We start from the raw sequence: 26,038 nt of genomic DNA on the forward strand, positions 1-26,038 counted from the left end.
CAACGCTAAACGCCCCGCCGTGCGGCTGCACGGCGGGGCGTTCAGAACAGTCCAGAGCGGGGAACTCAGCGCTCCGAGATCGACTTGTAGTCGCGCGACGCGTGACCGGTGTAGATCTGGCGCGGGCGCCCGATCTTGGTCTGCGGGTCGTTGATCATCTCGCGCCAGTGCGCGATCCAGCCGGGGAGCCGGCCGAGCGCGAAGAGCACGGTGAAGAACTTCGTCGGGAACCCGAGCGCCCGGTAGATGAGGCCGGTGTAGAAGTCCACGTTCGGGTACAGCTTGCGCTCGACGAAGTAGTCGTCGGAAAGCGCCGTCTCCTCGAGCTTCTTGGCGATGTCGAGCAGCTGGTCGCCGCCCGCGATCTTGCCGAGGATCTCGTCGGCGGTGTTCTTGATGATCTTCGCGCGCGGGTCGTAGTTCTTGTAGACCCGGTGCCCGAAGCCCATGAGCTTGACACCCTTTTCCTTGTTCTTCACGCGGTTCACGAACGAGGCGACGTCGCCGCCCTCGTCGCGAATGCCCTCGAGCATGTCGAGAACGGCCGCGTTGGCACCGCCGTGGAGCGGGCCGAACAGCGCGTTGATGCCCGCCGAGATGCTGGCGAACAGGTTCGCCTCCGACGAGCCGACCAGACGCACCGTCGACGTCGAGCAGTTCTGCTCGTGGTCGGCATGCAGGATGAACAGCAGGTCGAGCGCCTTGGCGACGGCCGGGTCCACCTCGTACGGCTCCGCGGGGAAGCCGAAGGTCATCCGCAGGAAGTTCTCCACCAGGCCCAGCGAGTTGTCCGGGTACAGCAGCGGCTGGCCCACGGACTTCTTGTACGCGTAGGCAGCCAGGGTCGGCACCTTCGCGAGCAGGCGGATGGTGGACAGCTCCACGTTGGGCTCGTCGAACGGGTTCAGCGAGTCCTGGTAGAAGGTCGACAGCGCCGAGACCGCGCTCGAGAGCACGGGCATCGGGTGCGCGTCGCGCGGGAAGCCCGAGAAGAAGGCCTTGAGGTCCTCGTGCAGCAGCGTGTGCCGCTGGACCTTCTCGGTGAAGTCGGCGAGCTGGGCCTCGGTGGGCAGCTCACCGTAGATGAGCAGGTAGGACACCTCGATGAAGCTGGACTTCTCGGCGAGCTGCTCGATCGGGTACCCGCGGTAGCGCAGGATGCCAGCATCACCGTCGATGTAGGTGATGGCCGACGACGCGGCACCGGTGTTCACGAACCCGGGGTCGTAAGTGATGTACCCCGTCTGCGCGAGCAGCTTCCCCAGCTCGATCCCGGGTGCGCCCTCCACCGGGTGGACGACCTTGAATTCGTGCTCGCCACTCGGCAGGCGCAGCGTCGCGGTTTCGCCGCCGGACTGCCCCGCATTCGTCGCGTCGGACATGCAGGTCCCTCTCACGTTGGCACGGGCCGGCGGCGCCTGTACGTTCCACAGGTAGCCACGTGTTCACGCGAGGAAACACGCGCCTCGCTGCACACCGCCCCGCTGGGGTATGAATTCCCCCCTACGCTAGTCGAAATAAGGGTGTGCGCGCAGCCGCTGCGTTGCCCTCAATAGCCCCTTTGGGACCAGGTTCACACGGTGGAAGCCATTTCCCGCGCCGTCGGCGGCTCCGCGCCGCTGCGCGAGACGGTGATCGAGGCCGCTTTCGCGGCGTAGCCGAGAGCCTCGCGCCACGCGTCGGCGTCGAGTGCGGCCAGGTCACGGACCTCGCGGGTGTGCAACCACGCCAGCAGCGCGCCCTGAACGGTGTCGCCCGCCCCGATCGTGTCGACCACCGGTACCCGCCGCGAAGGCACGTGGGCCAGCTCACCTGCGGCGGTGATCACGGACAGCCCTTCGGCGCCGCGGGTCAGGACGACCGCGTCCACACCGGACTCGACCCACGTCTTCGCGGCCGCCACCGGATCGGCTCCTTCGGTGAGCCACGCCGCGTCGTCGTCGGAGATCTTCAGCAACCGGACATCGGGCAGCCACGACGCGAACCGTGCGCGGTAGGCGGCCGGGTCGGCGATGAGCGCCTCGCGGATGTTCGGGTCGAGCGCGGTGAGCGTGCCGCGCGCGGCCTCTCGGCGCAGCATCGCTTCGTACGCGCTGGCGCCGGGCTCCAGCACCAGGCCGAGCGTGCCGAGCGAAAGGGCGGTGGCGTCGTCGGGCAGCGTGCCCGGGTCGGTCACGAGCCGGTCGGCCGTGCCCTCGACGTAGAAGGTGTAGCGAGCGGCACCCGTTTGGTCCAGTGCCACCACGGCGAGCGTGGTCGGCTCGTCGCCGCGCTGCAGCAGCGAGGTGTCCACGCCGGAGTCGACGAGCCGGTCGACGAGCGCGACACCGAACCGGTCGGTGGACACGCGGGACAGGAAGGACGCCGGCACACCGAGCCGCGCGGCGGCCAGCGCGACGTTGTAGGGCCCGCCACCCAGCCGTGGCAGCAGAGCGCGCAGCCCACCGTCCACATTGGAGTCCAGCAGTTCACCCGGAACGAGGTCGACCAGCGCCTCTCCACCCACCACGATCACGAGCGCGAGTGTAGAGGACGGTTTCGTGACAAATCCTGTCCTCAGTCCTTGTTCAACCCACCGAGGAGGAGCTCGCCGAGCGCGGTGAACGCCTCGGCGTCGGACACGTCGGTGCGGCGTCCGAGCACCCCGGTCTGGATGCCCTCGACGATCAGCCCCGTCATCTCGGCGACGAGGCGGGCGTGCACGTCGCGGAACACGCCGTCGGCCACGCCCTTGTCGATGAACGCGCGGATGCGGCGGGCGGCGGCGCGGCTGTTGAGCTGGTAGGTGTCGCGGGCCGGCTCGAACTGCGCGATGTCGGTCATGAAGGCGGGCGACGCGCGGTTCAGGTGCTCCGAGACGCCGGCGAGGTACTCCCCGATCAGCTTGCGCGCGTCGTCGATGCCCTCGATGCGGGTCTCGATGCGCTTCGCGGCGCCCCTGAAGAAGTGGGCGACGACCTTCACCGCGAGCTGCTCCTTGCTGGGGGCGAGCGCGTAGAGGGTCGACTTGGAGCAGCGCAGGCGGGCGGCCAGGTCGTCGAGCGTGAAGCCGGCGAAACCCTCCGCGAGGAACAGTGCCTCGAGCTCGGCGAGCAACGCCTGCTGCCGCGCCGTCGGGCGACGTCGGGCTTCGCGGTCAGACGGTACTGCCATCGGGGGGCCACCAGCTTTCCTGATCGCGTCACTATCCCTCATTAACGCAGGACAGCTCCCACCTCCGTACGGTACTCTCAAACGGCCCCCAGTACTGTTTTCAGTACTCCTGCCACTGGAGGAGCCATGCCGGCGGAACGTTTGCTGCCCACCCCCGAGGCCGAGGACCTGCTCGCGCTGGTCAGGGAGATGGCGCGCGACGAGTTGAAGCCCCGCGCCGCGGCGGCCGAGGAGGCCGAGGAGTTCCCGCGCGACGCGTTCACGCTGCTGGGCAAGTCCGGGCTGCTGGGGCTGCCGTACGCCGAGCGCTGGGGTGGCTCCGACCTGCCGTACGAGGTGTATCTGCAGGCGCTGGAGGAGATCTCCGCCGCGTGGATGACCGTCGGCGTGGGGCTGTCGGTGCACACGATGTCCTGCTACGCGCTGGCCCACTACGGGTCCGACGAGCAGCGCTCCCGCTGGCTGCCGGACATGCTCGGCGGCGCACTGCTGGGCGCATACGCCCTGTCGGAGACGCAGGCCGGCTCCGACGCGGCCGCTTTGTCGACCCGCGCCCGCCGTGACGGCGACGACTACGTGGTCAACGGCACCAAGGCCTGGATCACCCACGCCGGCGCCGCCGACTTCTACACCACCATGGTCCGCACGAGCGACGACGGCGGCCACGGCATCTCGTGCCTGCTCGTCGACGCCGCCACTGCCGGTCTGTCCGCGGCTCCTCGCGAACGCAAGATGGGCCTCACGGGCTCCCCGACGGCGCAGATGATCTTCGACAACGCGCGGGTGCCGGTCTCCCGCCGGATCGGCGACGAGGGTTCCGGCCTGAAGATCGCCCTGTCGTCACTGAGCTCCGGCCGCCTCGGCATCGCCGCGTGCGCCGTGGGTCTGGCGCAGGCCGCGCTGGACGAGGCCGTGGCCTACGCCAAGGGCCGCACCCAGTTCGGCAAGCCCATCATCGAGTTCCAGGGCCTGGAGTTCCTGCTCGCCGACATGGCCGCCACCGTCGAATCCGCCCGCGCGACCTACCTCGACGCCGCCCGCCGCCGCGACCGCGGCCTCGACTTCCAGCGTCAGTCGTCCGTTGCGAAACTCGTCGCCACCGACGGCGCCATGCAGGTGACCACCGACGCCGTCCAGGTCCTCGGCGGCGCCGGCTATACGCGCGACTTCCCGGTCGAGCGATACATGCGCGAGGCGAAGGTCCCGCAGATCTTCGAGGGGACGAACCAGATCCAGCGGATGCTGATCGCGAGGGCGCTGAAGGCTGCCTGACCCCCGCTTCGTGGGTGCTGCCGGCCGAAGCGGGCAGCACCCACGCGCAGGTCAGCGGGTTTCGCGGTACCGGCGGTCCGCCGCGACGCCCTCGCCCGTGGACTCGTCGTAGTGGTAGACATCGCGGCCCCGGACGAAGACGCGCAGGGCGCGGTTCATGACGTCCAGCGGGTCGCCCGACCAGAGGACCACGTCGGCGTCCAGGCCGGGCGCCAGGGAGCCGATGCGGTCGTCCAGGCCCAGCATCTCGGCCGGGTGCACGGTGAGCGAGCGCAGCGCCGTCTCGGGGTCCAGGCCGTCCTTCACGGCGAGGGCGGCCTGGTAGACGAGGAAGTTGATCGGCACCACGGGGTGGTCGGTGGTGATGGCGATCTTCACGCCCGCGCGCGCCAGGATGCCGGCCGAGCGCAGGGAGCGGTTGCGCAGCTCGACCTTGGACTTGGTGGTGAACAGGGGGCCCAGGATGACGGGCACGCCGCGTTCGGCCAGCAGGTCGGCGATGAGGTGGCCCTCGGTGCCGTGGTTGATCACGAGCTTGTAGCCGAACTCGTCGGCCAGCCGGATGGCCGTGACCATGTCGTCGGCGCGGTGCACGTGCTGGTCCCAGTACAGCTCGCCGTCGAGGACCTTCGACAGCGTCTCGTGCGTCAGGTCGACCTCGTGCGGCTTGCCTTCCGCGAGGGCGTGCTCGCGCTTGGCCTGGTAGTTGCGGGCCTTCGTGAACGCCTCACGCAGGATCGCGGCCACGCCGAGGCGGGTCGACGGCGTCTGCTTCTTGTCGCCGTACACGCGCTTCGGGTTCTCGCCCAGTGCGCTCTTCACGCTCACCTGCTCGGCGAACGTCATGTCGAGGATGCTGCGGCCCCACGTCTTCACGCCGATGGTCTGGCCGCCGATCGGGTTGCCCGACCCCGGCTTGATCACCACGCTCGTGACGCCGCCGGCCAGCGCGTCGTCGAAGCCCGGCTCGTACGGGTCGATGCCGTCGACCGCGCGGAAGCGCGCGCCGTTCGGGTCGGTCATCTCGTTGGTGTCGTTGCCGGCCCAGCCTTCGCCGTCCTCGTGGACGCCGAGGTGCGCGTGCGCGTCGATGAAGCCGGGCAGAACCCAGCTGCCGGACGCGTCGACGAGCTCGGCGTCCTCCGGCACGTCCACGTCGGCGGCGGCGCCGACCTGGACGATCCGGCCGTCTTCGATGAGCACGGTGCCGTCTTCGATGGGAGCCGAACCGACGGGGACGACGTAGCCCCCCACAATCGCCTTAGAAGCCATAGTTTGACACGCTAACGAATTGCCGCCGGTGCCCGCTCGCGGGGTTTCTCCAGGTGGATGAGCTCGTAGTCCGCCTCGGGGCTGCGGTGGGTCTCGCGGTAGCCCAGCTTCGCGTACAGCCGCAGCGGCCCGGCGGAACGTTCGCCGGTGAACAGCCGGAACCGCGCGACCTCCGCAGGTGCCAGCTCCTCCGCCACGAGCAGCAAAGCCGTGCCGAGGCCCTCGCCCTGCCGGTCCGGCGCCACGGCCAGCCGGCCGACCTCGCCGACGTCGCCGTTCACCCGGACCCGCACCGTCGCGATCAGCCGCGAGCCGGCGCGCACGCCCCACACCGGCAGCGACGGGTCGGCGAGCGCCGCACGCACGCTCTCCAACGGCTCCACCAGCGGCGGGAGCTCGAAGTTGTCGTGCGCGCGGGCCTCGCTGAGGTACGCGGCGCGCTGCAGCGTGAGCAGCTCACCGGCGTCGGCCCCGGTCAGCAGCTCGGGCGACACGGTCACGGAACGCGGATGCCCCAGCTGCCCGACCACGACGTCGCGGGCTCCAGCTCGATCAGGTCGGTGCCGGTGTTGAGCGCGTCGGCCGGGCAGGTCATCGGCTCGAGCGCGACAGCGCGGCCACGGCCGGTCAGGTCGTCGGGCGTGAACACCTGCACCCAGCGGAAGTCGGGGCCGGTCCAGACCACCAGCCGCTGGTCCTCGTACGAGAGCACGTGGTGGTGCGTGCCGTCGTCGGCCAGGGAAAGCGAGCCGAACGCCGTGTCGAGGTCGACGCCCGCAAGCACCCGGCCGCTGCGGAAGTCGTACTCGGTGTCCGCGACATCCTGCTCGTCCGCGTACGGCATCTGCTGGTCACCGACGTACGGGCGCACGCGCGAAGCCGGCAGCGTGAGCGTGAGCTCGTCGGTCGGCACGTCGCCGATGCGGAAGTACGGGTGCGTGCCCACGCCAACGCCGATGGGTTGCTCACCCTCGTTGCGGATCTCGTGCGTGATCGTGAGCTCGCGCGGCTGCAGTTCGTAGGTGATGGTGGCGCGCAACGGCACCGGCCAGCCCGGCTGCACCTCGACGTCGACCGCGAGCGTGATCGACGATTCCGCGTGCTCCAGCAGCTCCCACTCCTTGTGGCGAGTGAGGCCGTGGATCGCGTTGCCACGCGCGGCTTCCGTGATCTCCAGCTGCTGCATCTCGCCCTGGAACTCCCACTCGCCGCCCTTCGTGCGGTTCGGCCACGGGAGCAGCACCTGGCCGAGGCCCTTCGGCGGCATCTCATCGGCCGCGTACTCCTCGACGTAGGGCACGCCGCCGACCTCGAACGCACGCAGGCCGGCACCGATCTCGGTGACGATGGCGCGCGCGTTGCCGCGGGTGATTTCGAACTGCTCTCCGGTGGGGTTGGCCATGCCGCAGACATTACCGGCGGACACCACGTGGATGCGGCCGGTCAAACTAACTAGACCGGTCGTCATAGTTTGAGCTACGGTGAGCCGCATGGTCCGCCGCACCGACTCCCGCCGCCGCATGCTCGACTCCGCCGCCGAGCTGTTCCAGGCGCAGGGTTACCACGCCACCGGCCTCACGCAGCTCGTCGCCGCGGGCGGAGCCCCGAAGGGCTCGCTGTACTTCCACTTCCCCGGCGGCAAGGAGCAGCTGGCGGCCGAGGCCGTACGGCTGTCGAGCGAACGGGTGGCCGACGTGCTGACTGCCGTGGTCGCGGCCGCGCCGGATCCGGCGTCGGCGATCGACGCGGTGGTCGACGCCTTGGCCGCCTCGCTCACCGAGTCCGACTTCCGGCGCGGGTGTCCACTTGCGACAGTCGCGCTGGAGGCCGCCGCGGAGAGCGAACCGATCCGCGAGGCCTGCCAGGACGGTTACGCCGGCTGGCACACGCGGCTGGCCGAGTACTTCACCGCCCAGGGTCTTGCGGTTGACCGCGCCGCTTCCCTGGCCACGGTGGTGCTCGCGTCGATCGAAGGCGCGCTGCTGTTCGCCAAGACCCGCCGCGACGTCACGCCTCTTCGCGACATCGCCGCCCACCTGCACACCACCGTCGAGAGGGAGTTCGCCTGATGCGCGTGCACCACCTGAACTGCGGCACCATGACCCCGATCGGCGGCCGGCTCGTCGACGGCCGCCCCGGCCTGTTCCGGCACGCCACACTCGTGTGCCACTGCCTGCTACTCGAGACCGCCACCGGCCTCGTCCTGATCGAGACGGGCATGGGCACGCCCGCCGTCGCCGACCCGGAACGCTGGCTGGGCCGCCGGTTCCTCACCCTGTCGAAGCCCGTGTCCCGGGCCGAGGAAACCGCCGTGAGCCAGATCCGCGCCCTCGGCCTCGACCCGGCCGACGTGCGCGACATCGTGCTGACCCACCTCGACCTCGACCACGCGGGCGGCCTCGTCGACTTCCCGCAGGCCCGCGTGCACGTCTACGCGGCCGAGCTGGCGGCCTACCACGCGGGCAACCCGCGGTACCGGCGCGCGCAGTTCGCCCACGGTCCACAGTGGACGCCCTACGAAGACGCCGGCGACGACTGGTTCGGCTTCTCCGCCGTCCGCGAGCTCGACGGCGTGCCCGACGTCGCGCTGATCCCCCTGGCCGGCCACACCACCGGCCACGCCGGCGTCGCCGTCCACACCGACACCGGCTGGCTCCTCAACGCCGGCGACGCCTACTTCTACCACTCCGAAATCGACGAACCGGCCCGGATCCCGCCGGGCCTGAAGCTTTTCGAACGGTTGGTGCAGACAGTGCCCGAGCAGCGCATCGAGAACCAGCAGCGCCTCCGCGAGCTGCGGCTGACGAGCGACGTCACCATCTTCGCCGCCCACGACCTCACCGACTTCGAACGCCTCAGCCGACCGGCTCACGCTTGACGTCGCGCCGGTCAAGACCCCGCTTGACCAGCCAGTTCACGAACCACAGCACCACACCCACCCCGAGCAGGATGGCCGCCACGCGGTAGTCGCTCGCCGGGCGGCCCGACAGTGGGCTCACGAGGTAGAGGCAGAAGATCGCCGCGAGCACGGGGATCACGGTGGGCGCGCGGAAGTGCTTGTGCGCCACCTTGTCCTTGCGCAGCACGAGCAGTGCGACGTTGACGATGGCGAACACCACGAGCAGCAGCAACGCCGTGGTGCCGCCGAGCGCACTGATGTCTACAAAGGACACCAGGAGGATCGCGATGGCGCTCGTGAAGATGATCGACACCCACGGCGTGCGGCGGGTCGGGTGCACACGGCCGAAGATCGACGGCAGCACGCGCTCGTTGGCAAGACCGTAGAGCAGGCGGCTGGCCATGAGCATGTTGATCAGCGCCGAGTTGATGACCGCGAACAGGCCGATGGCCGAGAAGACTTCGCGCGGGAAGCCGGGGGCGCCGACGTCGAGCACGGTGAGCAGCGCGCTGCTCTTGGCCGCGGCCAGGTCGTCGGCCGGGACGAGCAGCGAGGATGTGATGGACACCAGCACGTAGATCGTCGCCGCGATGACCATGCCCCAGAGCATCGCCTTCGGGAAGATGCGGACCGGGTCGTGGCATTCCTCGGCCATGTTCACGGAGTCCTCGAAGCCGACCATCGCGAAGAAGGTCAGCGAGGTGGCCGACGTGATGGCCACCAGCCACGTCTTGTCAGCCGTGTTGATCTCGACCAGCCGCGAAGGTTCGCCGTCGCCGTTGATCACGGCCCACACGCCGACGCCGATGATGATCAGCAGACCGGACAGTTCGATGCAGGTGAGCACCGCGTTGGCCTTCACCGATTCGCCCACGCCGCGGAAGTTGATCAGTCCCAGCGCGATCACGAACACGATCCCGACCAGCACCATCGGCAGCTTCACGAACGCCGCCAGGTACGTCGCACCGAACGCGACCGCGGCCGACGACGCCGACGTGATGCCGGAGCACATCACCGCGAACGCGACCATGAACGTCAGGAACGGCACCCCGAACGCCTTGTTCGTGTACAGCGCGGCGCCCGCGGCCCGCGGATACTTGCCGACCAGCTCCAGGTAGCTGAACGCGGTCATGAACGCGACCACGAAAGCCAGCAGGAACGGCAGCCACAGCGCACCGCCGACCCGGCCGGCGACCTGGCCGGTCAGCGCGTAGATCCCCGTACCGATGATGTCGCCGACCACGAAGAACAACAGGAGCTTCGGCCCCATCACGCGCCGGAGACCCGGTCCACCCACCTGCGGACCGTCCGCCTCAACGTCCGTCATGGGCGAATAGTCTGCCTTGTCCGGCCGCCTCGCGAAAGTCAGACGGCGGTGACAGCCGTTTTGACCAGCGGAACCATCATCTGCTGGGTCATCTTCACCGGACCGGTGTAGTTGACGAGCATGGGCACGCCCTTGGCGATCTTGGCCGTGGCGAGCGTCGCGGTCTTCTGCTCGTCGATGTAGTACACGGCGCCGTCGGCGAAGCCCGGCACGTCGACGGCGCCCGGCTTGGCCTTCTTGATCGCCGCGACCATCTCGGCCGGGTCGGCCTGGCGGCCCTCGTACCGGGTCACGGCCAGCGCGCCGGCCTGCTTGTCGCCGACGAGGTATTCGCAGCTCGTGGCCTTGCCCCCGTTGGCGGCGTTTTCCTGGTTCGGGCCGACCTTCGACGTCACGCCGGGGATCTTGATCGCGTTGCCGACCTCGCTGGCCGACAGGAGCGAGCACGTCGAACCCGGCGGCGCGGGCGTCGTGGAAGACGGTTTCGGCGGAGCGGCCTGCTGCTCACCCGAGGAGCAGGCAGTGAGCGCGGCGGCGGTGAGCAACAGGGCGACCGGGTAAACACGCATGCCCGGCATGTTAGGCCGTTCGGACTATTCTCCCGCGACCGGTTCGGCACCCTTCGCCGCGACCGGCTCCGGCTTGGCCTCTCCCGTGGGCGCGCGATAGCGCCAGAACGCGGGCAGCACCAGCATCGCCGCGAGCACCAGCACGATCACCAGCAGCCCACCGCCCGTCGCGGCGGCTTCGGTGCCCCACTCGGCGCCGGCCCAGCCGTGCGTCAGGTCGGCCAGCCGCGGCCCGCCCGCGACGACGACCGTGAACACGCCCTGGAGGCGGCCGCGCATCTCGTCGGTGGTGGCGGTCTGCAGGATGGCCTGGCGGTAGACGGAGCTGACCATGTCGGCGCCGCCTGCCAGCGCCATGAAGATCACCGCGAGCCACAGCGAGTGCGCGAGCCCGAACGCCGCGACCGCCGCGCCCCACAGGCAGATCGAGACCACGACGGCCACGCCCTGCCGCGAAACGCGGTGCAGCCAGCCGGAGAACAGGCCGATCAGCATCGCGCCGGCCGGGAGTGCCGCGTAGAGCAGACCCAGCGCCGGACCGCCGCCCGGCGGGTCGCCGAACGTCCGCTCGGCCATCTCCGGGATCAGCGCGCGCGGCATGCCGGCGACCATCGCGATGATGTCGGCGACGAACGACGCGAGCAGCACCTTCTGCTTGGCCAGGTAGCGGAACCCGTCGACCACGTCGCCGAACCCCGCGCGCCGCGACGGCCCGTTCAGCGGCGGGATCGGCGGCAGCCGCCACACTGAGATGAGCGTGATCAGCAACGCGCACACGTCGACGAGGTACAGCGTCGACAGGCCGATCACGGGGATCAGCGCCCCACCGAACAGCGGCCCGAACACCGCGCCGAATGTCGACATCGTCGTGTTCAGCGCATTGGCTGACGGCAGGAGTTCAGGGGGCACCAGCCGCGCGACGACGGCGCCGCGCGTGGGCATGTTGATCGCGAAGAACGCCTGGTTGGCCGCGAGCAGCACCAGCACGAGCGTCACGGAGCGGAAGTTCGCGAAGGCCTGCAACCACAGCAGCGCCGAGGAGACCGCCACACCGATGTTCGTGACCAGCAGCAGCTTCCGCCGGTCGACCGCGTCGGCGATCGCCCCGCCCCACAACCCGAACACGAGCAGCGGCACCAGCGCCACGGCCCCGGTCAGCCCCACATACCCGGACGACCCGGTCAGGTCGAACACCTGCTTCGGCACCGCCACGGCAGTCAGCTGCGACCCGACCGCGGTCACCGCCGTCGACATCCACAACCGCCGGAACGCCGGAATCTTCAACGGCCGCGTATCGACCACGATGCGCCCGAGGACTCCCCGCGCCCCCCGACGAGGGCGCGCCGCCCCCGGATCAGAACTCACGACTCACTATCTTAGCCGCGCTAACTATCGCCCCGCGGGTGATTTTGATCGCCGGACATTCGTCCGGAATGCCGCTTTCAGTAGATCTCACCCACCACAACCCGGCAGCCGAACCCACCTACCCCACGGCCATCGATGCACCCAACTCACCCGTGCACCCGGACCCGCCCCTGCACCTCGATCCCCGCGCCCTTCACAATCAAAGATCGGGGTGCCCACCGCTCACCGGAACGGCGACGCGCCCACCCGAAGCAACCAGCAGCCACGCACCCACTCAGCCAAAGAAGCGATGGATCAGGGAGCCAACCTCTCCACCTGCCACCCATCATCCGTCCGCCTGAACCTCAACCGGTCATGCATCCGGTCTTCCCGCCCCTGCCAGAACTCAACGAAGTCAGGCCGGATCCGCCAGCCACCCCAGTGCGGCGGCGCCGGAATCTGCTCCACATCCCCGAACCGCCGCTCGATCCCGCGCAGCGCGTTCTCCAACGCCCGCCGGCCGTCGACGATCCGCGACTGCGGCGAAGCCCAAGCCCCAAGCTGAGACCCGCGCGGACGCTGCGCCCAGTACGCGGCCGTCTCCGCGGAGCCGACCTTCTCCACCTCACCCCGCACCGTGACCTGCCGCTGCAGCGAGTACCAGGGGAACGTGGCCGACGCATACCGCGTGGCCGTGAGGTCGTGACTCTTCGCCGACGTGTAGTTCGTGTAGAACACCACGCCGCGTTCGTCCAGCCCCTTGCACAGCACCGTGCGCGACGAGGGGTGACCCTCGTGGTCCGCCGTGGCGAGGACCATCGCGTTGGGTTCGGCGACGCCTTCGGAGATCGCCTGGCCCAGCCAGTTCTGCAGTTGCTCGGTCCAGGTGGCCGCGAGCGCCGTCTCGTCGAACGGAGCGCCGTCGTAGGCCACCCGCATCCCAGGCAGCCGGACCACCGCGTCGGCTACGTCGGCCACCTCGTCGGTCTCCGGCATCATGGGCCCCAACCTCCGTACCCCTGGTGAGGGTGTCGACTCATCGGTATCCGGAGACGGTATTGGCTCCTCAGCTGCGGCGAAACCCACCGAACGGTGACTCCTGCCACCCTCACCGGACCGGGTGGCGTAACCCGCGGTTAACCCCGTGGCCCCGAATCGATCAAGATCGCGTAATCGCCGCCAGCATCAACCCCCGCAGCTCGGTGCCGACGGCCTCTACCGGCAACGGCGGTTCGTGCGCCTGCCATTCGCGCAGCAGACCCGTGGCGGCGCCGACGAGCGCGATCGCCGTGAGCCGGTAGTCCCGATCGGGCGCGGCGCCGGCTTCGGCCGCGCGGCGCGCCTCCGTCTCGATGAACGTGGCCCAGCGGTCCACCCACACCTGGTGCTGCGCCTCCAGCTCCGGGCTCACGCCCACGGCCTCGACGTAGTTCAGCCGTGGCATGCGCGGGTCGATGGTCACGGTCGCGACGAAGACGTCGAGCAGCTTCGCGATGCGCGTCATCGCGTCGGCGTCCTTGACCTCCTCCAGCGCGGCGGAGACGTGCGTGAGCGCGAGCGAGTTGATCCGGTCGTGCAGGGTCCGCAGCACCTCTTCCTTGCTGCCGAACTCCTCGTAGAAATTCCGGGTGGAGACCCCGGCACGAGTACACAACTGGGTGATCTTCGCCTGCCGGAAGCCCGTCGAGGTGAACAGCTCCAGTGCGGCCGTCAGCAGCCGCTCCCGGCGCTCGGCGCGTCTCTGCTCCGGCGGGACGCCACCGTAGGTACGGGCCACCGGCCCTCCTTCCCGCCGCGCGCCGCCCAGGGGCGGCACCGACGTCCATCTTGTGAAAATCCCAATTACCGATCGAACGGACGCGGGAGCGCTTGAAAATTGATTCCGGTAATCGCGGTGGCCACTCCGCCGAGCATTCACGAAACGCGGCCCACGCGCACGGTCCGGCGGACGGTCGCGCCGTCGAACCCGCGGCGATCACGGTATCGAGCAGCGGAACACCGGCTCGCGCAGGCCCCATCACAGGCGATCACCGAACGCTAAGTCGTTGCCACCCCTGGGAATCGTCCCTGCACCTCGCGCTTGAACATTGTTCTGCACCGGTGCGTCACGGCGGCACGCGCCGATCCGCGGTCCGGCGTGCGCGACACAGCGCGGACGCCGCCGCGCGCTCGGTACCGACGTGGACTGGCAGGGCTTCCCCTCGCTGGAACACCGTGTCGGCGTTCCCGGTCGACGTGCGCTGGCTGGGCACGAAGTTTTAGCAGCCCAAGCGTTTCAAGGCAACAGCCGCAAAGCAACCACGGCGTCTTCCGCCAGCGCCGTGGTGAGCGTGACCCCGACGGCCGGCGAGGTGCACGCCCACCAGTCGCCCGAAGCCGTGGGACGCGCGGGAAAACCCACCTCGAGGTCCGTCGCGAGCACCCGCTTGCCCGCCAGCACCGCCAGTCCGCCGTCCAGCGCGGGGTCGCCGATCGTCTGCGTCTGGCGCAGCAGCGGCACTCCGCCGCGGAGCACGTGCGTGGACGTGGTGAGCCGGCCGGGCCGTTCGCCCGCGCGGCCCAGTACCAGGACTTCCCGGGTGTGGAAACGGGAATTTTCCCCGAGCCTCGCGTGCAGCACGGCCACGTGGTCCGCGCGGGCGGTGACGACCGTCGGCTCGGGCAGGTAGGCCAGCGAACCACCGTCGGCCACCTCGATGTCCACAGTGGACGAACTGCGGCCACCGGACGGCCCCGGCAACGCGAGCGTCGCCGCCACCCCGGACAGCCGCAGCTCCGCGCCGGGCCCGACGCGGACGTCGAGCAGCAGCTCGTCGCCGCCCAGCGGCGCGGTGGCGGAGCTGACGAGGTGCACCACGGCTTGCCGCCCGGTGCGGCGGCGCGGGAACAACGTCAGCGGCGCCATCGAGCGCAGCTCACGCAGCACCGTGCGGCCGTCCTCGAAGCACGCGACCACCCGCGCGTGGGCCTTCACCCCGCGCGCACCGGCAGCACCGACCGCACCCACTGCGCGACGGCGTGCGCGTCCGGCGTGTCCACGAGCGACTGCGCGATGACCGGCAGCTCGCCGCGCATGCGGTGCGCGTCGGAGGTCATCACGTCGAGGTCCGCGCCGACGAGGTGGGCGATGTCGATCTTGTTGATCACCAGCAGGTCGGCCGTCGTCACGCCGGGGCCGCCCTTGCGCGGCACCTTGTCGCCGCCGGCGACGTCGACCACGAACACCTGGCTGTCGGCGAGGCCGCGGCTGAACACGGCGGTGAGGTTGTCGCCGCCGCTCTCGATGATGACCAGGTCCAGACCGGGGAAGCGCTCCTCGAGCTGCTCGACCGCGTCGAGGTTGGCGGTGATGTCGTCGCGGATCGCGGTGTGCGGGCAGGCGCCGGTCTGCACGGCCGCGATGCGCTCGGGCGCGAGGACGCCGGCCTTGCGCAGGAAGTCGGCGTCTTCGGTGGTGTAGATGTCGTTGGTGACCACGGCGAGGTTGAGCTCACCGCCGAGCGCGCGGCACAGTGCCGCCGTCAACGCCGTCTTGCCGCTGCCGACGGGCCCGCCGATGCCGATGCGGTAAGCGCGCCCAGCCGTCGGGGCGGGTTCGTAGTGGTCCGGTTCGGTCTCCGTCGGATCGAAGCTGACCGGATGGGCGTGACCGTGACCATGACCGTGGCCGTGTTCAGCTGGCAAAGAGACGCACCTCTTCCTCGTGGTGCCGGGCATGCGCCTCGGCGAACAGGTCCAACGCGGGTGAGCCCGGCGCGGGCAGGTCCGCCGGGTCCAGCCCGGCGACGCCGGCGGCGGCCCCGGCCACGGCGCGCACCTCGGCGCCGAGCCGGGCCACCACGGCGTTGACGGCGAACGGGTCGAGCCCCAGCAGCCGCACGGCCGCGCTCGCCGGCCCGCTCACGGCCAGGTACGCCACGGCCGCCGCGGCCTCGGCCGGCTCGCCACCGGCGATGCCCACCAGCGCTCCGCAGACGATCGGGTGGTGCGGCCGCGGCGTCTCGGCGAGCAGCGTGGTCAGCACCGGCGACGGCCACGCGACGGCCCCGGCCCGTGCGGTGCCCCGGCCCTGGGCCCGCGACGCCACGCGTTGGGCCGGAGAGGGCGTGCGCGCGTCGAGCTCCTGGTCGAGCCGCCGCCAGTGTCCACTATGGACGCCACGGCCGGCGGCGTGGGCCGAGGCCGCGGCGAACGCGGCCGACAGCGCGCCCGCCGTGCGCAGGCGGCTGAGCAGGAAGCCCGGCAGGTCGGCCTCGGTCCTCACGAGCTTGCGGCTCACGGCTTCCTCCAGGCCGCCGGAGTGCACGTGGCCGCCCCCGGGGAACCGGGAGTCGGCGAGGATCAGCGCTGAGAGGTCCATCAGAACAAGAAGTAGCGTTGAGCCATCGGCAGCTCCGTCACCGGCATCGGCTCGATCAGCTCACCGTCCACGAGCACCGCGAAGCTGTCGGGCTCCACGCGCACGTCCGGGGTCGCGTCGTTGAGCACCATGTCGGCCTTGGTCCGCGCCCGCGTGTTCGCGACGGCGACCAGCGGCCGGTTGATGCCGAACGTCTCCGCGAGCCCCGAATCGAGGGCCTCCGGCGCCACGAAATGGAGACTCGACGCGGCGGCCACCCGCGGCACGGCGCCGAACATCGGCCGCGCCAGCACCGGCTGCGGAGTGGGGATCGACGCGTTCGCGTCCCCCATCGCCGCCCACGCCGGGAAGCCGCCCTTGAGCACCACGTGCGGGCGCACGCCGAAGAACTTCGGTTCCCACAGCACGAGGTCCGCGAGCTTGCCGACCTCCACCGAGCCGATCTCGTCGTCCATGCCGTGGGCGATGGCGGGGTTGATCGTGTACTTGGCGACATAACGACGCGCGCGCAGGTTGTCGGCCGCGCCGTCGCCGGGCAGGGCGCCGCGGCGGCGTTTCATCACGTGTGCGGTCTGCCAGGTCCGGATGATCACCTCGCCGATGCGGCCCATGGCCTGCGAGTCGGAGCTCATCATCGAGATGGCGCCGAGGTCGTGCAGCACGTCCTCGGCGGCGATGGTGCTCGGCCGGATCCGGCTCTCGGCGAACGCCAGGTCCTCGGGCACCGACGGGTTGAGGTGGTGGCAGACCACGAGCATGTCGAGGTGCTCGTCGAGCGTGTTGACGGTGTGCGGGCGCGTCGGGTTGGTCGAGGACGGCAGGATGTGGGGCAGCGAGACGACCTGGATGATGTCCGGCGCGTGGCCGCCGCCGGCGCCTTCGGTGTGGTACGCGTTGATCGAGCGGCCGCGGATCGCCTCCACAGTGGACTCGAGGAAGCCGGCCTCGTTCAGCGTGTCGGTGTGGATGGCCACCTGCACGCCGGACTCGTCGGCCACGGTGAGGCACGCGTCGATGGCGGCGGGGGTGGTGCCCCAGTCCTCGTGCAGCTTGAACCCGCCGGCACCGCCGGCCAGCTGTTCGCGCAGAGCCTCGTGCCGGACGGTGTTCCCCTTGCCCAGCAGCAGGACGTTGACCGGGTAACCGTCCATTGCGGACAGCATGCGGCCAAGGTTCCACGCGCCGGGCGTGACGGTGGTGGCCTTGGTGCCCTCGTTCGGCCCGGTGCCGCCACCCACGAGCGTGGTCAGGCCCGCGGCGAGCGCGGTGTCCACGAGCTGCGGGCAGACGAAGTGCACGTGGCAGTCGATGCCGCCCGCGGTGAGGATCTTCCCGTTGCCCGACAGGACTTCCGTCGCCGGACCGATCACGAGCGCCGGGTCGACACCGTCCATCGTGTCGGGGTTGCCGGCCTTGCCGATGCCGACGATCCGCCCGTCGCGCACGCCGACATCGGCCTTCACCACACCCCAGTGGTCGAGGATCACGGCACCGGTGATGACCAGGTCGGGGGCGCCTTCCGCGCGCGTGGCCATGCCCTGGCCCATCGACTCGCGGATGACCTTGCCGCCGCCGAAGAGCACCTCGTCGCCGGAACCCGACGGGCCCATCGACCGGTCTTCGGTCACCTCGATGAGCAGGTCCGTGTCGGCCAGCCGGATCCGATCACCGGTGGTCGGACCGAACAATTCCGCATAACGCTCACGATCGATTCGGGGCATTTCAGAACTCCCCGGCATATTCGGTGCGCAACCCCGGCACCCGCCGGTTTCCCCGCAGCGGAACAAGATCGACTTCCCGCTCCACGCCGGGCTCGAACCGCACCGACGTCCCGGCCGGCACGTCGAGCCGGTGCCCTCGCGCGGCTTCGCGGTCGAACTCCAGACCCGGGTTCACCGCCGCGAAGTGGTAGTGCGAACCCACCTGCACGGGCCGGTCACCGAGGTTGCGCACGAGCAGCCGCACCCTCTCCCGTCCGGGGTTCAGCTCCACGGGCTCATCGCCGGGAATGATCTCGCCTGGCCGCACGCGCTTCTCCTAGACGATCGGGTCGTGCACGGTGACGAGTTTCGTCCCGTCCGGGAAAGTGGCCTCCACCTGCACGGAGTCGACCATTTCGGGCACTCCGGAAAGCACCTGCGCACGCGAGAGCACGCTGCGTCCGCTCGATGCGAGCTCGCTCACGGAAAGCCCGTCGCGCGCCCCTTCGAGCACGTGGTCGGTGATCAGCGCGACGGCCTCGGGGTAGTTCAGCAGCACGCCGCGGTCAAGCCGGCGGCGCGCGACATCGGCGGCGACGTGGACCAGCAGCTTGTCGCGTTCCTGCGGGCTCAGGTGCATGCGACAGGTTGTATCACCGGGCCCGCCGCGTCGCCGGGTTCGGAAACACAGGATTTACCTCCGGTACACCGCGCGTCTTCGGGCTCGGTCACAGCCCGTTGCCGAAGAACTTGCCGCGACACGCCTTCCTGGACTGAATCGTTCTCGGAATCGTGACCGAAACCACCACATCTTTCATTGCCCACGGCTCGGCAGAGGAGCAAAGTTTGTCCAAACGTGCGATGAGGCGCGCCGAGTTGCGTGTATCCCGTCAGCGCGAGTGGTCAGACAAAGCCGGGGAAATGCGCATCGAAAGGTTCGCGAAGTGACTACCTCCACCATCAAGCAGACGAACTCCGACCAGGCCGACGACGGCTTCCGCCCCGGCCTCGAAGGCGTGGTGGCGTTCCGCACCGAAATCGCCGAACCCGACCGGGACGGCGGCGCGCTGCGGTACCGCGGTGTCGACATCGAGGACCTCGCCGGCAAGGTGAGCTTCGGGGACGTGTGGGGCCTGCTCGTAGACGGCCGGTTCGGCAACGGGCTCCCGCCTGCCGAGCCGTTCCCGCTTCCGGTGCACACGGGCGACGTACGCGTGGACGTGCAGGCGGCGCTGCCGATGCTCGCGCCGATCTGGGGTTACGAACCGCTGCTCGACATCACCGACGAGCAGGCCCGGGACCAGCTCGCGCGCGCCTCGGTGATGGCGCTGTCCTACATCGCGCAGTCGGCGCGCGGCATTTCGCAGCCGGCCGTGCCGGAGTCGAAGGTCGACGAGGCCTCGACGATTACCGAGCGCTTCATGGTCCGCTGGCGCGGCGAGCCGGACCCGGCCCACGTGAAGGCGCTCGACGCCTACTGGGTCTCGGCCGCCGAGCACGGCCTCAACGCGTCGACCTTCACCGCGCGCGTGATCGCGTCGACGGGCGCCGACGTGGCCGCCGCGCTCTCGGGTGCCATCGGCGCGATGTCGGGCCCGCTGCACGGTGGTGCGCCCGCGCGCGTGCTGCCGATGATCGAAGAGGTCGAGCGGACCGGTGACGCCGCCGGCCTGGTCAAGGGCATCCTCGACCGCAAGGAACGCCTGATGGGCTTCGGCCACCGCGTGTACCGCGCGGAGGACCCGCGCGCCCGCGTGCTGCGCCGCACCTGCCAGGAGCTCGGCTCCGAGCGCTACGAGGTCGCCGCGGCGCTGGAGCAGGCCGCGCTGACCGAGCTGCGCGAGCGCCGCCCGGACCACCCGATCGAGACCAACGTGGAGTTCTGGGCCGCCGTGATCCTGGACTTCGCGAAGGTGCCGCCGCACATGATGCCCGCGATGTTCTCCTCCGCGCGCACCGCCGGCTGGGCGGCGCACATCCTGGAGCAGAAGCGGACCGGCCGCCTCGTGCGCCCGTCGGCGAAGTACGTGGGCCCGGAGCCCCGCAAGCCCGAGGACGTCGAGGGCTGGGAAACGGTCACCAAGCACTGACCCGCGTTTGGCGTGAAGGGCACTTCGAGGGACTCTCGAGGTGCCCTTCACGCCGTTTCACGGGAAACGCGCGCCGGATCGTGGGCGGCGGTCGTGGTGAGCATCGCCGTGAGCTGGTCGACGAGCCAGCCGTCGAGGATTTCGCGGGGCACGTCGCGTTCCTGAAGCCACGACAGCAGCGCGCCCTCGACCACGGCCGTCCAGCACCGCAGTGTGAGCAGCACGAGTGGCGACGGCTCGGCGAGGCCCAGCGCGTCGAGGATCAGCTCCACGGAGCGGTTGCGCACCTCGTCGATGGCCGCGTCCGTCTCCGAGGTCGCGATCACGGAACCGCTGCGCAGCAAGGCGACGTAGCCCGCGCGGTAGTGGTCGGCCACGTCGATAAGGCCCCGCACGGCCGTGCGCAGCCGGTCCTCCGGCGGCCCTTTCTCGAGGTGCGCGAGGCCGTCGACGAGGCCGTCGGTCACCGTGCGCAGCGCCTCGACCTGCAGTTCGCGCAGGCTCGGAAAGTAGCGGTAGAACAGCGGCCGCGACACCTCGGCGTGCGCGACGATGTCGTCCACCGTAACCAGTTCCGGGGCGCGGCTGCCGAACAGGTCCAGCGCGGCGGCGATCAGGTCGTCGCGCCGGGCCTGCGGGGTCATCCGGCGCGGGCGGCTCACGGGGTGACGTCCAGTTTCGCCGCCGCGCGCAGCAGGCCGGGCGTGAGGCGTGACAGGACCAGCGCGACCTTCGCCTCCGGCGACGACGGCTGGATCGCGCGGTCGCGCTCGACGGCCCGCAGGATGTCGCGCGCCACCTTCTCCGGGCCGAAGCCGCGCCGCGCGTAGAGCTTCGTCGACGCCTTCTGCCGCCGCGCTTCCTCGTCCGGTGCGACGCCGACGAATCGCGTGGTGCTGGTGATGTTGGTGTTCACCAGACCCGGGCAGATCGCCGTGACACCGATGCCGTCACCCGCCAGTTCCGCCCGGAGCCCGACGCTCAGCGCGAGCACGGCGGCTTTCGTCGTGCCATACGCGGTGAGCACCTTCGACGGCAGGTACGCGGCGGCTGACGCGAGGTTCACGATCTGCCCGCCCTCGGCGCGCTCGACCATCATCGGCGCGAACGCGCGGCACCCGTGGATCACGCCCCACAGGTTCACGTCCACCACCTTCTCCCAGTCGGCGAGCGACGTGGCCAGGAACGGCCCGGACATTCCGATCCCGGCGTTGTTCACCACGATGTCGGGCACCCCGAACTCCGCGCGCACCTGCTCGGCGAACCGGGCCACGGCGTCGCCGTCGGCAGCGTCCACTGTGTACTCGCCGGCTTCGACACCCTTGTCCCGCACCAGCTTCGCCGTCTCCGTCGCCGCGACCTCGTCCACGTCGGTGACGATCACGTCGGCACCTTCGTCGGCGAACGCCAGCGCGGTCGCGCGCCCGATGCCACTGCCGGCCCCGGTGACGACCACAAGCTGGTTGGCGAAGCGGCCACGCCCGGCGTCGCCGACGCGAGCGCGTTTCAACGCCCGGCTCTCCTCGCCGCCCTCGACGTGGTCGATCAGCTCCGCCGTCGCCGAGGCGATGACGTCCGGATTGCTGCGGGCGATCCAGTGCGAACCGGTCAGCCGCCGCACGCGCAGGTCCGGCACCCAGCGCGAGATCTCCGTCTGCAGCGGCGTGGTCACGAACGCGTCGCGCGACGGCGCGAGCACCTGCACCGGCACGTCGGCCGAACGCGGCGCGGGCCAGGAAAGGCGCGTGAACATGTTGGCGCGGTACAGCTTCAGCCCGTGCACGGCGTCGGCCGTCGAGATGTGTCCCTCGGCCGGGTCCAGCCGGCGGATCAACGCGGGCACGATCCCCGAGCGCCAGCCCAGCTCCGGCACGAGCGGGAGCTGGAAGAGCAGGATGTAGTACGAGTGCAGGAATTGCCTCAGTGCACGCGGCAGACCCGACGGCCGCCGCAGCTGCGAGCGGAACCACGCACCGGCGTGATCGAGGCTCGGGCCCGAGATCGACGTGTACGACGCGATCCGCCCGCGCAGCTCGTCGCCGGTGACCGCGTGCCAGGTCTGGATCGAGCCCCAGTCGTGGGCGAGCAGGTGGACCTTGCCGGTCGGCTGCACGGCGTCGACGACCGCGGCGAGGTCGGACGCGAGCTGGTCGAGGAGGTACGCGCTGCGCGCCTTCGGCTTGTCGGACTCGCCCGCACCGCGCACGTCGTAGACCACGACGCGGTGGCGGCGGCCGAGCTCGGCGGCCACGCCGTCCCACATCGAGCCGTTGTCCGGGTAGCCGTGCACGAGCACGACCGTGGGTCCGTCCGCGGCGCCGGTCACGCGGACCGAGAGGCGGACACCGTCACTGGCGGTCACCTGCTTGTGAGACATTCTGTCATGTTAGACAATTTGTCAATAGGGGCGGTTCACCTCGGCGGCGGTTGCCGTCTGCCGGGCGTTCGTGCAGTGGGTGATCTCCGGGGTTCGCAACGGCGTTTTCGCTGGTTCCACGGGAAACACCGGCTCGTGTCCACCGTTCGGTGGACAGCCGGATTCCACTGGCCGGACGTTCCGCGGCGACACTGCGTGGCCGCAGGATTGAGCCATGACCACAGCAGTGAGGGTGCGCGGACTGCGCAAGGAGTACCCCGGCCACGTCGCCGTGGGTGGGCTCGACCTCGACATCCACCACGGCGAGGTATTCGCGCTTCTGGGGCCCAACGGCGCGGGCAAGACCACCACCGTCGAGATCCTCGAAGGACACCGGCAGCGCACGTCCGGCGAAGCCGACGTGCTCGGCGAAGACCCCGGCAAGGCCGGCCGTGCGTGGCGCTCCCGGCTCGGCATCGTGCTGCAGACGGCGACCGACGCGGCGGAGTTGAGCGTCACGGAAACCGTGCGCCACTTCGCGAAGTACTACCCCAACCCGCGAGACCCGGAGGCGGTGATCGACCAGGTCGGCCTCACCGAGAAGGCCGGCGCCCGCGTGAAGTCGCTTTCGGGCGGGCAGCGCCGTCGCGTCGACGTAGCGCTCGGCATCATCGGCCGACCCGAGCTGCTCTTCCTCGACGAGCCCACCACGGGGTTCGACCCGGAGGCGCGGCGGCAGTTCTGGGGCCTGATCGAAGGTCTCGCGAAGGAGGGCACCACGATCCTGCTCACCTCGCACTACCTCGACGAGGTGGAGGCTCTGGCCGACCGGCTCGTGGTGATCGCCGACGGCAGCGCGGTCGCGGAGGGGACCCCGGAAACGCTCGGGGGCCGCGGCCAGGCCGAGGCGATCGTGCGGTGGAGCGACGAAACCGGGGAGCACGAGGAACGCACCGCGTACCCGACGAAACTCGTCACGCAGGTGTCCGGTGGGACGAGGGAGCTCACCGGCCTCACCGTGACGCGCCCCAGCCTGGAGGACATCTACCTTGAACTGATCGGGGAGAAATCGTGACCACCGCACTCGCCCTCCCGGGCACCTTCACCCTCGGCGCCGCGCGAGGCAGCTTCGAGCTGCGGCAGTTCTTCCGCAACAAGGAACAGGTGGTCTTCACCTTCTCCCTGCCCGCGGTGCTGATGATCCTGCTCGGGTCCATTCTGGACGGACCGACCGGACAGGCCGGCGTCTCGTCGGGACAGCTGCTCGCCGCGAGCATGATCGGCGCGGGCATCGTGTCGACGTCGTTCAACAGCGTCGGCATCGGGATCGCGGCCGACCGCGAGGTGGGCGCGCTCAAACGCCTGCGCGGCACGCCGATGCCCGCCGCGTCGTACTTCATCGGCAAGATGATCATGGTGCTCGTGACGAGTGTGGCGCAGACGGTGATCATGGCCGCGGTCGCGATGCTGCTGTTCGGGCTGAAGCTGCCGGCCGACGGCGAGAAGTGGGCCACGCTGGTCTGGGTGATGCTGCTGGGCGTGATCTCCTCGACGCTGCTCGGCATCTCGATCAGCTCGCTCACCCGCACCGCCAACGGCACGGTGGCCGTGGTGCAATTGGTCTACCTGGTGCTGCAGTTCATCTCGGGCGTGTTCGTCACGCCGATCACGCACCTGCCGAAAATCATGGTCGACATCGCGTCCTTCTTCCCGCTGAAATGGATCTGCCAGGGTTTCCGGTCGGTCTTCCTCCCGGAGGCGGCCGCGAGTCAGGAGATGGCGGGGTCATGGGAACTTCCGATGGTGGCGCTGGTGCTCGGCGCCTGGTGCGTGGCTGGGCTCGTGCTCGCGAGGCTCACGTTCCGGTGGACGAACGAAGCGAAGTGACGCCCCCGGACGACGCGTGGGAGCGCTCGTTCTGGGTCTGGGAGGTGCTGTTCGCGGTCGTCTACCTGGCGACCGCCCTCCTGGTGTTCTTCGACGACGTCTCCCTGGCGGAGAAGGTGGTCGCGGAGACCGTGCTCGCGGCGCTGCTGCTCGGCTACTTCGCGGCGGGGCGCCGGATCGTGCGCACCGACGACAACCCCGTTCCCCGCGCTGCCGCGACGAGTGTGCTTGTGGTGCTCGTGGCCACGGCGATCTTCTCCGACACCACGGCCTCGTTCATCCTGTTCATGGCGTGCCCGATGCTGTTCATGCTGCAGGAGATCCGCCCGGGCATCGTGCTCACGACGGTGCTGATCCTGCTGGACCCGGTGGCCGCAGTCGTCCGTGGCGGCTGGGAGAACCCGAGCCTGCCGATCCTGCTGCCGATGACCGCGATCCTCGTGGTGTTCAGCGTGCTGGCGGGCAAGTTCACCACCGACGTCATCAAGCAGAGCGCCGCGCGCGCCGAGCTCATCCGGCAGCTGGAAGACAGCCAGGCCGAGGTCTCGCGGCTCTCGCGCGAAGCCGGCACGGCGGCCGAACGCGAACGCCTGGCGCGCGAAATCCACGACACGCTGGCGCAGGGGTTCACCAGCATCGTCACGCTCGCGCAGGCCATCGAGTCCGAACTGGACACCGACCTGGTGGCGGTCCGCCGGCACCTCGCGCTGGCGTCGGCCACGGCCCGCGAGAACCTCGCCGAGGCCCGCGCGATGGTTGCGGCGCTCGCACCTTCGGACCTCGCGGCCGGGACCCTCACCGACGCGGTGCGCCGCGCGGCCGAGCGCCTCGCCGACGAAGCCGGCCTCCACGTCGAGTACGAAGTGGACGATCCCCTGCCACCGCTGGCCATGGCGTCCGAGGTCGTGCTGCTGCGCGGCGCGCAGGAGGCGCTGGCCAACGTCCGCAAGCACTCGGGCGCCGACTCGGTGCTGGTGCGGTTGTCCGCTGTGGACGGAACGGTACGGTTGCGCGTGCGCGACGACGGCCGCGGCTTCTCCCCCGACGCGCCCACCGAGGGCTTCGGCCTGCGCGGGATGCGCTCACGCGTCGAGCAGGTGGGCGGCCGGCTGAGCCTGCGCGGCGGCGCGGACGGCGGTACGGAACTCGAGCTGGAGGTACCCGCGTGATCACGATCATGCTGGTCGACGACCACCCCGTGGTGCGCGAAGGCCTGCGCGGGATGCTCGAGGCCGAGGCCGATCTGACCGTCGTCGGTGAGGCGGGCTCGGGCCACGAAGCCATCACGCTCGACCGCGTGAAGCAGCCCGACGTCGTGCTGATGGACCTGCGCATGCCGGGTCTCGACGGCGTCGGCGCGATCCGCGGCATCCTCAAGGAGACGCCGAAGCGGCGGATCGTCGTGCTCACCACGTATGAGACCGACGCCGACATCCTGCGGGCCGTCGAGGCGGGCGCAGCGGGGTACCTGCTCAAGGACGCGTCCCGCGCCGAGCTGGCCGGCGCGATCCGGGCGGCGGCGCGCGGCGAGACGGTGCTGGCGCCGTCGGTGGCGGGCAAGCTCGTGAACCGCGTGCGGAACCCGGAACCCGCGTCGCCGCTGTCGGCGCGCGAGGTCGAGGTGCTGCGGCTCGTCGCGAAGGGACTGACGAACGCCGAAATCGGGCGCTCGCTGCACATCGGCGAGGCGACGGTGAAAACGCACCTGCTGCGCGTGTTCGGCAAGCTCGGCGTGTCCGACCGCACCGCGGCCGTGACCACGGCTCTGGACCGGCAGCTGCTGGGCTGAGCCGCGCGGGGCAGAATGGC

27 protein-coding genes are annotated in these 26,038 nt (G+C 70.3%); 8 read left to right on the forward strand and 19 right to left on the reverse strand.

What is annotated here, in order from left to right; all coding sequences use genetic code 11:
* Positions 1-65 precede the first annotated feature (65 nt).
* The 3 genes from AB0H62_RS27055 to AB0H62_RS27065 all read right to left on the reverse strand — a co-directional run bounded on the left by AB0H62_RS27055 (position 66) and on the right by AB0H62_RS27065 (position 3,153).
* Complete coding sequence (locus AB0H62_RS27055; protein WP_220244560.1) at positions 66-1,382, reverse strand: citrate synthase; 1,317 nt, start codon at positions 1,380-1,382, stop codon at positions 66-68.
* 191 nt (positions 1,383-1,573) lie between these two features.
* Positions 1,574-2,515: a carbohydrate kinase gene (locus tag AB0H62_RS27060; RefSeq protein ID WP_220244561.1), complete on the reverse strand. Its 942-nt coding sequence runs from the start codon at positions 2,513-2,515 to the stop codon at positions 1,574-1,576.
* A gap of 41 nt (positions 2,516-2,556) precedes the next feature.
* The gene (locus AB0H62_RS27065) at positions 2,557-3,153 is read right to left on the reverse strand and encodes a TetR/AcrR family transcriptional regulator (protein ID WP_360588962.1); all 597 of its coding nucleotides are present in this window, start codon (positions 3,151-3,153) and stop codon (positions 2,557-2,559) included.
* A 126-nt stretch (positions 3,154-3,279) separates the two neighbouring features.
* Here AB0H62_RS27065 and AB0H62_RS27070 point away from each other — a divergent pair, with 126 nt between their 5' ends.
* Entirely contained in the window at positions 3,280-4,425 is a 1,146-nt protein-coding gene (locus tag AB0H62_RS27070; RefSeq protein WP_360588964.1) for an acyl-CoA dehydrogenase family protein, read from the forward strand.
* A 51-nt stretch (positions 4,426-4,476) separates the two neighbouring features.
* Here AB0H62_RS27070 and AB0H62_RS27075 read toward each other — a convergent pair whose 3' ends face one another.
* From AB0H62_RS27075 to AB0H62_RS27085, 3 genes are read right to left on the reverse strand one after another with little or no spacing between them, the layout of a single operon-like run.
* Positions 4,477-5,697 carry an amidohydrolase gene (locus AB0H62_RS27075; protein ID WP_220244564.1) on the reverse strand — a complete coding sequence of 407 codons (1,221 nt, stop codon included), beginning with the start codon at positions 5,695-5,697 and terminating at the stop codon, positions 4,477-4,479.
* Positions 5,698-5,708: 11 nt separating this feature from the next.
* On the reverse strand, positions 5,709-6,227 hold the full coding sequence (locus tag AB0H62_RS27080; protein ID WP_220244565.1) for a GNAT family N-acetyltransferase: 519 nt from the start codon (positions 6,225-6,227) through the stop codon (positions 5,709-5,711).
* The gene (locus tag AB0H62_RS27085) at positions 6,194-7,099 is read right to left on the reverse strand and encodes an aldose 1-epimerase family protein (RefSeq protein WP_220244566.1); all 906 of its coding nucleotides are present in this window, start codon (positions 7,097-7,099) and stop codon (positions 6,194-6,196) included. The genes AB0H62_RS27080 and AB0H62_RS27085 overlap by 34 nt, the downstream gene beginning before the upstream one ends.
* Before the next feature lie 88 nt (positions 7,100-7,187).
* Between AB0H62_RS27085 and AB0H62_RS27090 the strand changes: the two genes are divergently transcribed.
* Both AB0H62_RS27090 and AB0H62_RS27095 read left to right on the forward strand, forming a co-directional pair.
* On the forward strand, positions 7,188-7,766 hold the full coding sequence (locus tag AB0H62_RS27090) for a TetR/AcrR family transcriptional regulator (protein ID WP_220244567.1): 579 nt from the start codon (positions 7,188-7,190) through the stop codon (positions 7,764-7,766).
* On the forward strand, positions 7,766-8,575 hold the full coding sequence (locus tag AB0H62_RS27095) for an MBL fold metallo-hydrolase (protein ID WP_360588967.1): 810 nt from the start codon (positions 7,766-7,768) through the stop codon (positions 8,573-8,575). The genes AB0H62_RS27090 and AB0H62_RS27095 overlap by 1 nt, the downstream gene beginning before the upstream one ends.
* Here AB0H62_RS27095 and AB0H62_RS27100 read toward each other — a convergent pair.
* The 11 genes from AB0H62_RS27100 to AB0H62_RS27150 all read right to left on the reverse strand — a co-directional run bounded on the left by AB0H62_RS27100 (position 8,553) and on the right by AB0H62_RS27150 (position 18,536).
* Positions 8,553-9,923 carry an APC family permease gene (locus tag AB0H62_RS27100; RefSeq protein WP_360588969.1) on the reverse strand — a complete coding sequence of 457 codons (1,371 nt, stop codon included), beginning with the start codon at positions 9,921-9,923 and terminating at the stop codon, positions 8,553-8,555. The genes AB0H62_RS27095 and AB0H62_RS27100 overlap by 23 nt on opposite strands.
* A gap of 38 nt (positions 9,924-9,961) precedes the next feature.
* Positions 9,962-10,492 (reverse strand): hypothetical protein, encoded by a 531-nt coding sequence (locus AB0H62_RS27105; protein ID WP_360588971.1) that lies wholly within the window; start codon positions 10,490-10,492, stop codon positions 9,962-9,964.
* A gap of 24 nt (positions 10,493-10,516) precedes the next feature.
* Entirely contained in the window at positions 10,517-11,857 is a 1,341-nt protein-coding gene (locus AB0H62_RS27110) for an MFS transporter (RefSeq protein WP_220244571.1), read from the reverse strand.
* 294 nt (positions 11,858-12,151) lie between these two features.
* On the reverse strand, positions 12,152-12,835 hold the full coding sequence (pdxH, locus tag AB0H62_RS27115; RefSeq protein WP_220244572.1) for a pyridoxamine 5'-phosphate oxidase: 684 nt from the start codon (positions 12,833-12,835) through the stop codon (positions 12,152-12,154).
* Positions 12,836-12,995: 160 nt separating this feature from the next.
* Complete coding sequence (locus AB0H62_RS27120; RefSeq protein ID WP_220244573.1) at positions 12,996-13,613, reverse strand: TetR/AcrR family transcriptional regulator; 618 nt, start codon at positions 13,611-13,613, stop codon at positions 12,996-12,998.
* A gap of 498 nt (positions 13,614-14,111) precedes the next feature.
* A complete protein-coding gene (locus tag AB0H62_RS27125; protein WP_220244574.1) occupies positions 14,112-14,810 on the reverse strand; it encodes an urease accessory protein UreD in 699 nt (232 codons plus the stop codon).
* Entirely contained in the window at positions 14,807-15,520 is a 714-nt protein-coding gene (gene ureG, locus AB0H62_RS27130) for an urease accessory protein UreG (RefSeq protein WP_255638487.1), read from the reverse strand. Before ureG ends, AB0H62_RS27125 begins: the two co-directional genes overlap by 4 nt.
* Positions 15,510-16,196: an urease accessory UreF family protein gene (locus AB0H62_RS27135; protein WP_220244576.1), complete on the reverse strand. Its 687-nt coding sequence runs from the start codon at positions 16,194-16,196 to the stop codon at positions 15,510-15,512. Before AB0H62_RS27135 ends, ureG begins: the two co-directional genes overlap by 11 nt.
* Positions 16,196-17,917 carry an urease subunit alpha gene (locus AB0H62_RS27140; protein WP_360588974.1) on the reverse strand — a complete coding sequence of 574 codons (1,722 nt, stop codon included), beginning with the start codon at positions 17,915-17,917 and terminating at the stop codon, positions 16,196-16,198. The genes AB0H62_RS27135 and AB0H62_RS27140 overlap by 1 nt, the downstream gene beginning before the upstream one ends.
* A gap of 1 nt (position 17,918) precedes the next feature.
* Positions 17,919-18,224, reverse strand: coding sequence for an urease subunit beta (locus AB0H62_RS27145; RefSeq protein WP_354874732.1), 306 nt, complete (start codon positions 18,222-18,224; stop codon positions 17,919-17,921).
* Positions 18,225-18,233: 9 nt separating this feature from the next.
* Positions 18,234-18,536 (reverse strand): urease subunit gamma, encoded by a 303-nt coding sequence (locus tag AB0H62_RS27150; protein ID WP_220244579.1) that lies wholly within the window; start codon positions 18,534-18,536, stop codon positions 18,234-18,236.
* Positions 18,537-18,840: 304 nt separating this feature from the next.
* Between AB0H62_RS27150 and AB0H62_RS27155 the strand changes: the two genes are divergently transcribed.
* The gene (locus tag AB0H62_RS27155; protein WP_354874728.1) at positions 18,841-19,986 is read left to right on the forward strand and encodes a citrate synthase 2; all 1,146 of its coding nucleotides are present in this window, start codon (positions 18,841-18,843) and stop codon (positions 19,984-19,986) included.
* 47 nt (positions 19,987-20,033) lie between these two features.
* Here AB0H62_RS27155 and AB0H62_RS27160 read toward each other — a convergent pair whose 3' ends face one another.
* Together AB0H62_RS27160 and AB0H62_RS27165 are read right to left on the reverse strand one after the other, a co-directional pair.
* Complete coding sequence (locus tag AB0H62_RS27160; protein ID WP_360589058.1) at positions 20,034-20,630, reverse strand: TetR/AcrR family transcriptional regulator; 597 nt, start codon at positions 20,628-20,630, stop codon at positions 20,034-20,036.
* A 14-nt stretch (positions 20,631-20,644) separates the two neighbouring features.
* Positions 20,645-22,363: an SDR family oxidoreductase gene (locus AB0H62_RS27165; protein ID WP_360588977.1), complete on the reverse strand. Its 1,719-nt coding sequence runs from the start codon at positions 22,361-22,363 to the stop codon at positions 20,645-20,647.
* Positions 22,364-22,577: 214 nt separating this feature from the next.
* Between AB0H62_RS27165 and AB0H62_RS27170 the strand changes: the two genes are divergently transcribed.
* From AB0H62_RS27170 to AB0H62_RS27185, 4 genes are read left to right on the forward strand one after another with little or no spacing between them, the layout of a single operon-like run.
* Positions 22,578-23,417 carry an ABC transporter ATP-binding protein gene (locus tag AB0H62_RS27170; protein WP_220244581.1) on the forward strand — a complete coding sequence of 280 codons (840 nt, stop codon included), beginning with the start codon at positions 22,578-22,580 and terminating at the stop codon, positions 23,415-23,417.
* Positions 23,414-24,229 carry an ABC transporter permease gene (locus AB0H62_RS27175; protein WP_220244582.1) on the forward strand — a complete coding sequence of 272 codons (816 nt, stop codon included), beginning with the start codon at positions 23,414-23,416 and terminating at the stop codon, positions 24,227-24,229. Before AB0H62_RS27170 ends, AB0H62_RS27175 begins: the two co-directional genes overlap by 4 nt.
* Positions 24,226-25,398, forward strand: a complete 1,173-nt coding sequence (locus tag AB0H62_RS27180) for a sensor histidine kinase (RefSeq protein WP_360588980.1) — start codon at positions 24,226-24,228, stop codon at positions 25,396-25,398. The genes AB0H62_RS27175 and AB0H62_RS27180 overlap by 4 nt, the downstream gene beginning before the upstream one ends.
* The gene (locus AB0H62_RS27185; protein ID WP_360588982.1) at positions 25,395-26,018 is read left to right on the forward strand and encodes a response regulator transcription factor; all 624 of its coding nucleotides are present in this window, start codon (positions 25,395-25,397) and stop codon (positions 26,016-26,018) included. The genes AB0H62_RS27180 and AB0H62_RS27185 overlap by 4 nt, the downstream gene beginning before the upstream one ends.
* The last annotated feature ends 20 nt before the right edge of the window (positions 26,019-26,038 follow it).

The organism is Amycolatopsis sp. NPDC050768, from assembly GCF_040654155.1.
GTDB lineage: Bacteria > Actinomycetota > Actinomycetes > Mycobacteriales > Pseudonocardiaceae > Amycolatopsis.

Excerpts from the sequence above, each read along its gene's own strand:
- AB0H62_RS27135 (WP_220244576.1), bottom strand. The coding sequence starts at position 16,196 with ATGGACCTCTCAGCGCTGATCCTCGCCGACTCCCGGTTCCCCGGGGGC.
- AB0H62_RS27165 (WP_360588977.1), bottom strand. The coding sequence starts at position 22,363 with ATGTCTCACAAGCAGGTGACCGCCAGTGACGGTGTCCGCCTCTCGGTC.
- AB0H62_RS27075 (WP_220244564.1), bottom strand. The coding sequence starts at position 5,697 with ATGGCTTCTAAGGCGATTGTGGGGGGCTACGTCGTCCCCGTCGGTTCG.
- AB0H62_RS27090 (WP_220244567.1), top strand. The coding sequence starts at position 7,188 with ATGGTCCGCCGCACCGACTCCCGCCGCCGCATGCTCGACTCCGCCGCC.
- AB0H62_RS27170 (WP_220244581.1), top strand. The coding sequence starts at position 22,578 with ATGACCACAGCAGTGAGGGTGCGCGGACTGCGCAAGGAGTACCCCGGC.
- AB0H62_RS27095 (WP_360588967.1), top strand. The coding sequence starts at position 7,766 with ATGCGCGTGCACCACCTGAACTGCGGCACCATGACCCCGATCGGCGGC.
- AB0H62_RS27150 (WP_220244579.1), bottom strand. The coding sequence starts at position 18,536 with ATGCACCTGAGCCCGCAGGAACGCGACAAGCTGCTGGTCCACGTCGCC.
- AB0H62_RS27070 (WP_360588964.1), top strand. The coding sequence starts at position 3,280 with ATGCCGGCGGAACGTTTGCTGCCCACCCCCGAGGCCGAGGACCTGCTC.
- AB0H62_RS27100 (WP_360588969.1), bottom strand. The coding sequence starts at position 9,923 with ATGACGGACGTTGAGGCGGACGGTCCGCAGGTGGGTGGACCGGGTCTC.
- AB0H62_RS27085 (WP_220244566.1), bottom strand. The coding sequence starts at position 7,099 with ATGGCCAACCCCACCGGAGAGCAGTTCGAAATCACCCGCGGCAACGCG.
- AB0H62_RS27160 (WP_360589058.1), bottom strand. The coding sequence starts at position 20,630 with ATGACCCCGCAGGCCCGGCGCGACGACCTGATCGCCGCCGCGCTGGAC.
- AB0H62_RS27065 (WP_360588962.1), bottom strand. The coding sequence starts at position 3,153 with ATGGCAGTACCGTCTGACCGCGAAGCCCGACGTCGCCCGACGGCGCGG.
- AB0H62_RS27140 (WP_360588974.1), bottom strand. The coding sequence starts at position 17,917 with ATGCCCCGAATCGATCGTGAGCGTTATGCGGAATTGTTCGGTCCGACC.
- AB0H62_RS27105 (WP_360588971.1), bottom strand. The coding sequence starts at position 10,492 with ATGCGTGTTTACCCGGTCGCCCTGTTGCTCACCGCCGCCGCGCTCACT.
- AB0H62_RS27055 (WP_220244560.1), bottom strand. The coding sequence starts at position 1,382 with ATGTCCGACGCGACGAATGCGGGGCAGTCCGGCGGCGAAACCGCGACG.
- pdxH (WP_220244572.1), bottom strand. The coding sequence starts at position 12,835 with ATGATGCCGGAGACCGACGAGGTGGCCGACGTAGCCGACGCGGTGGTC.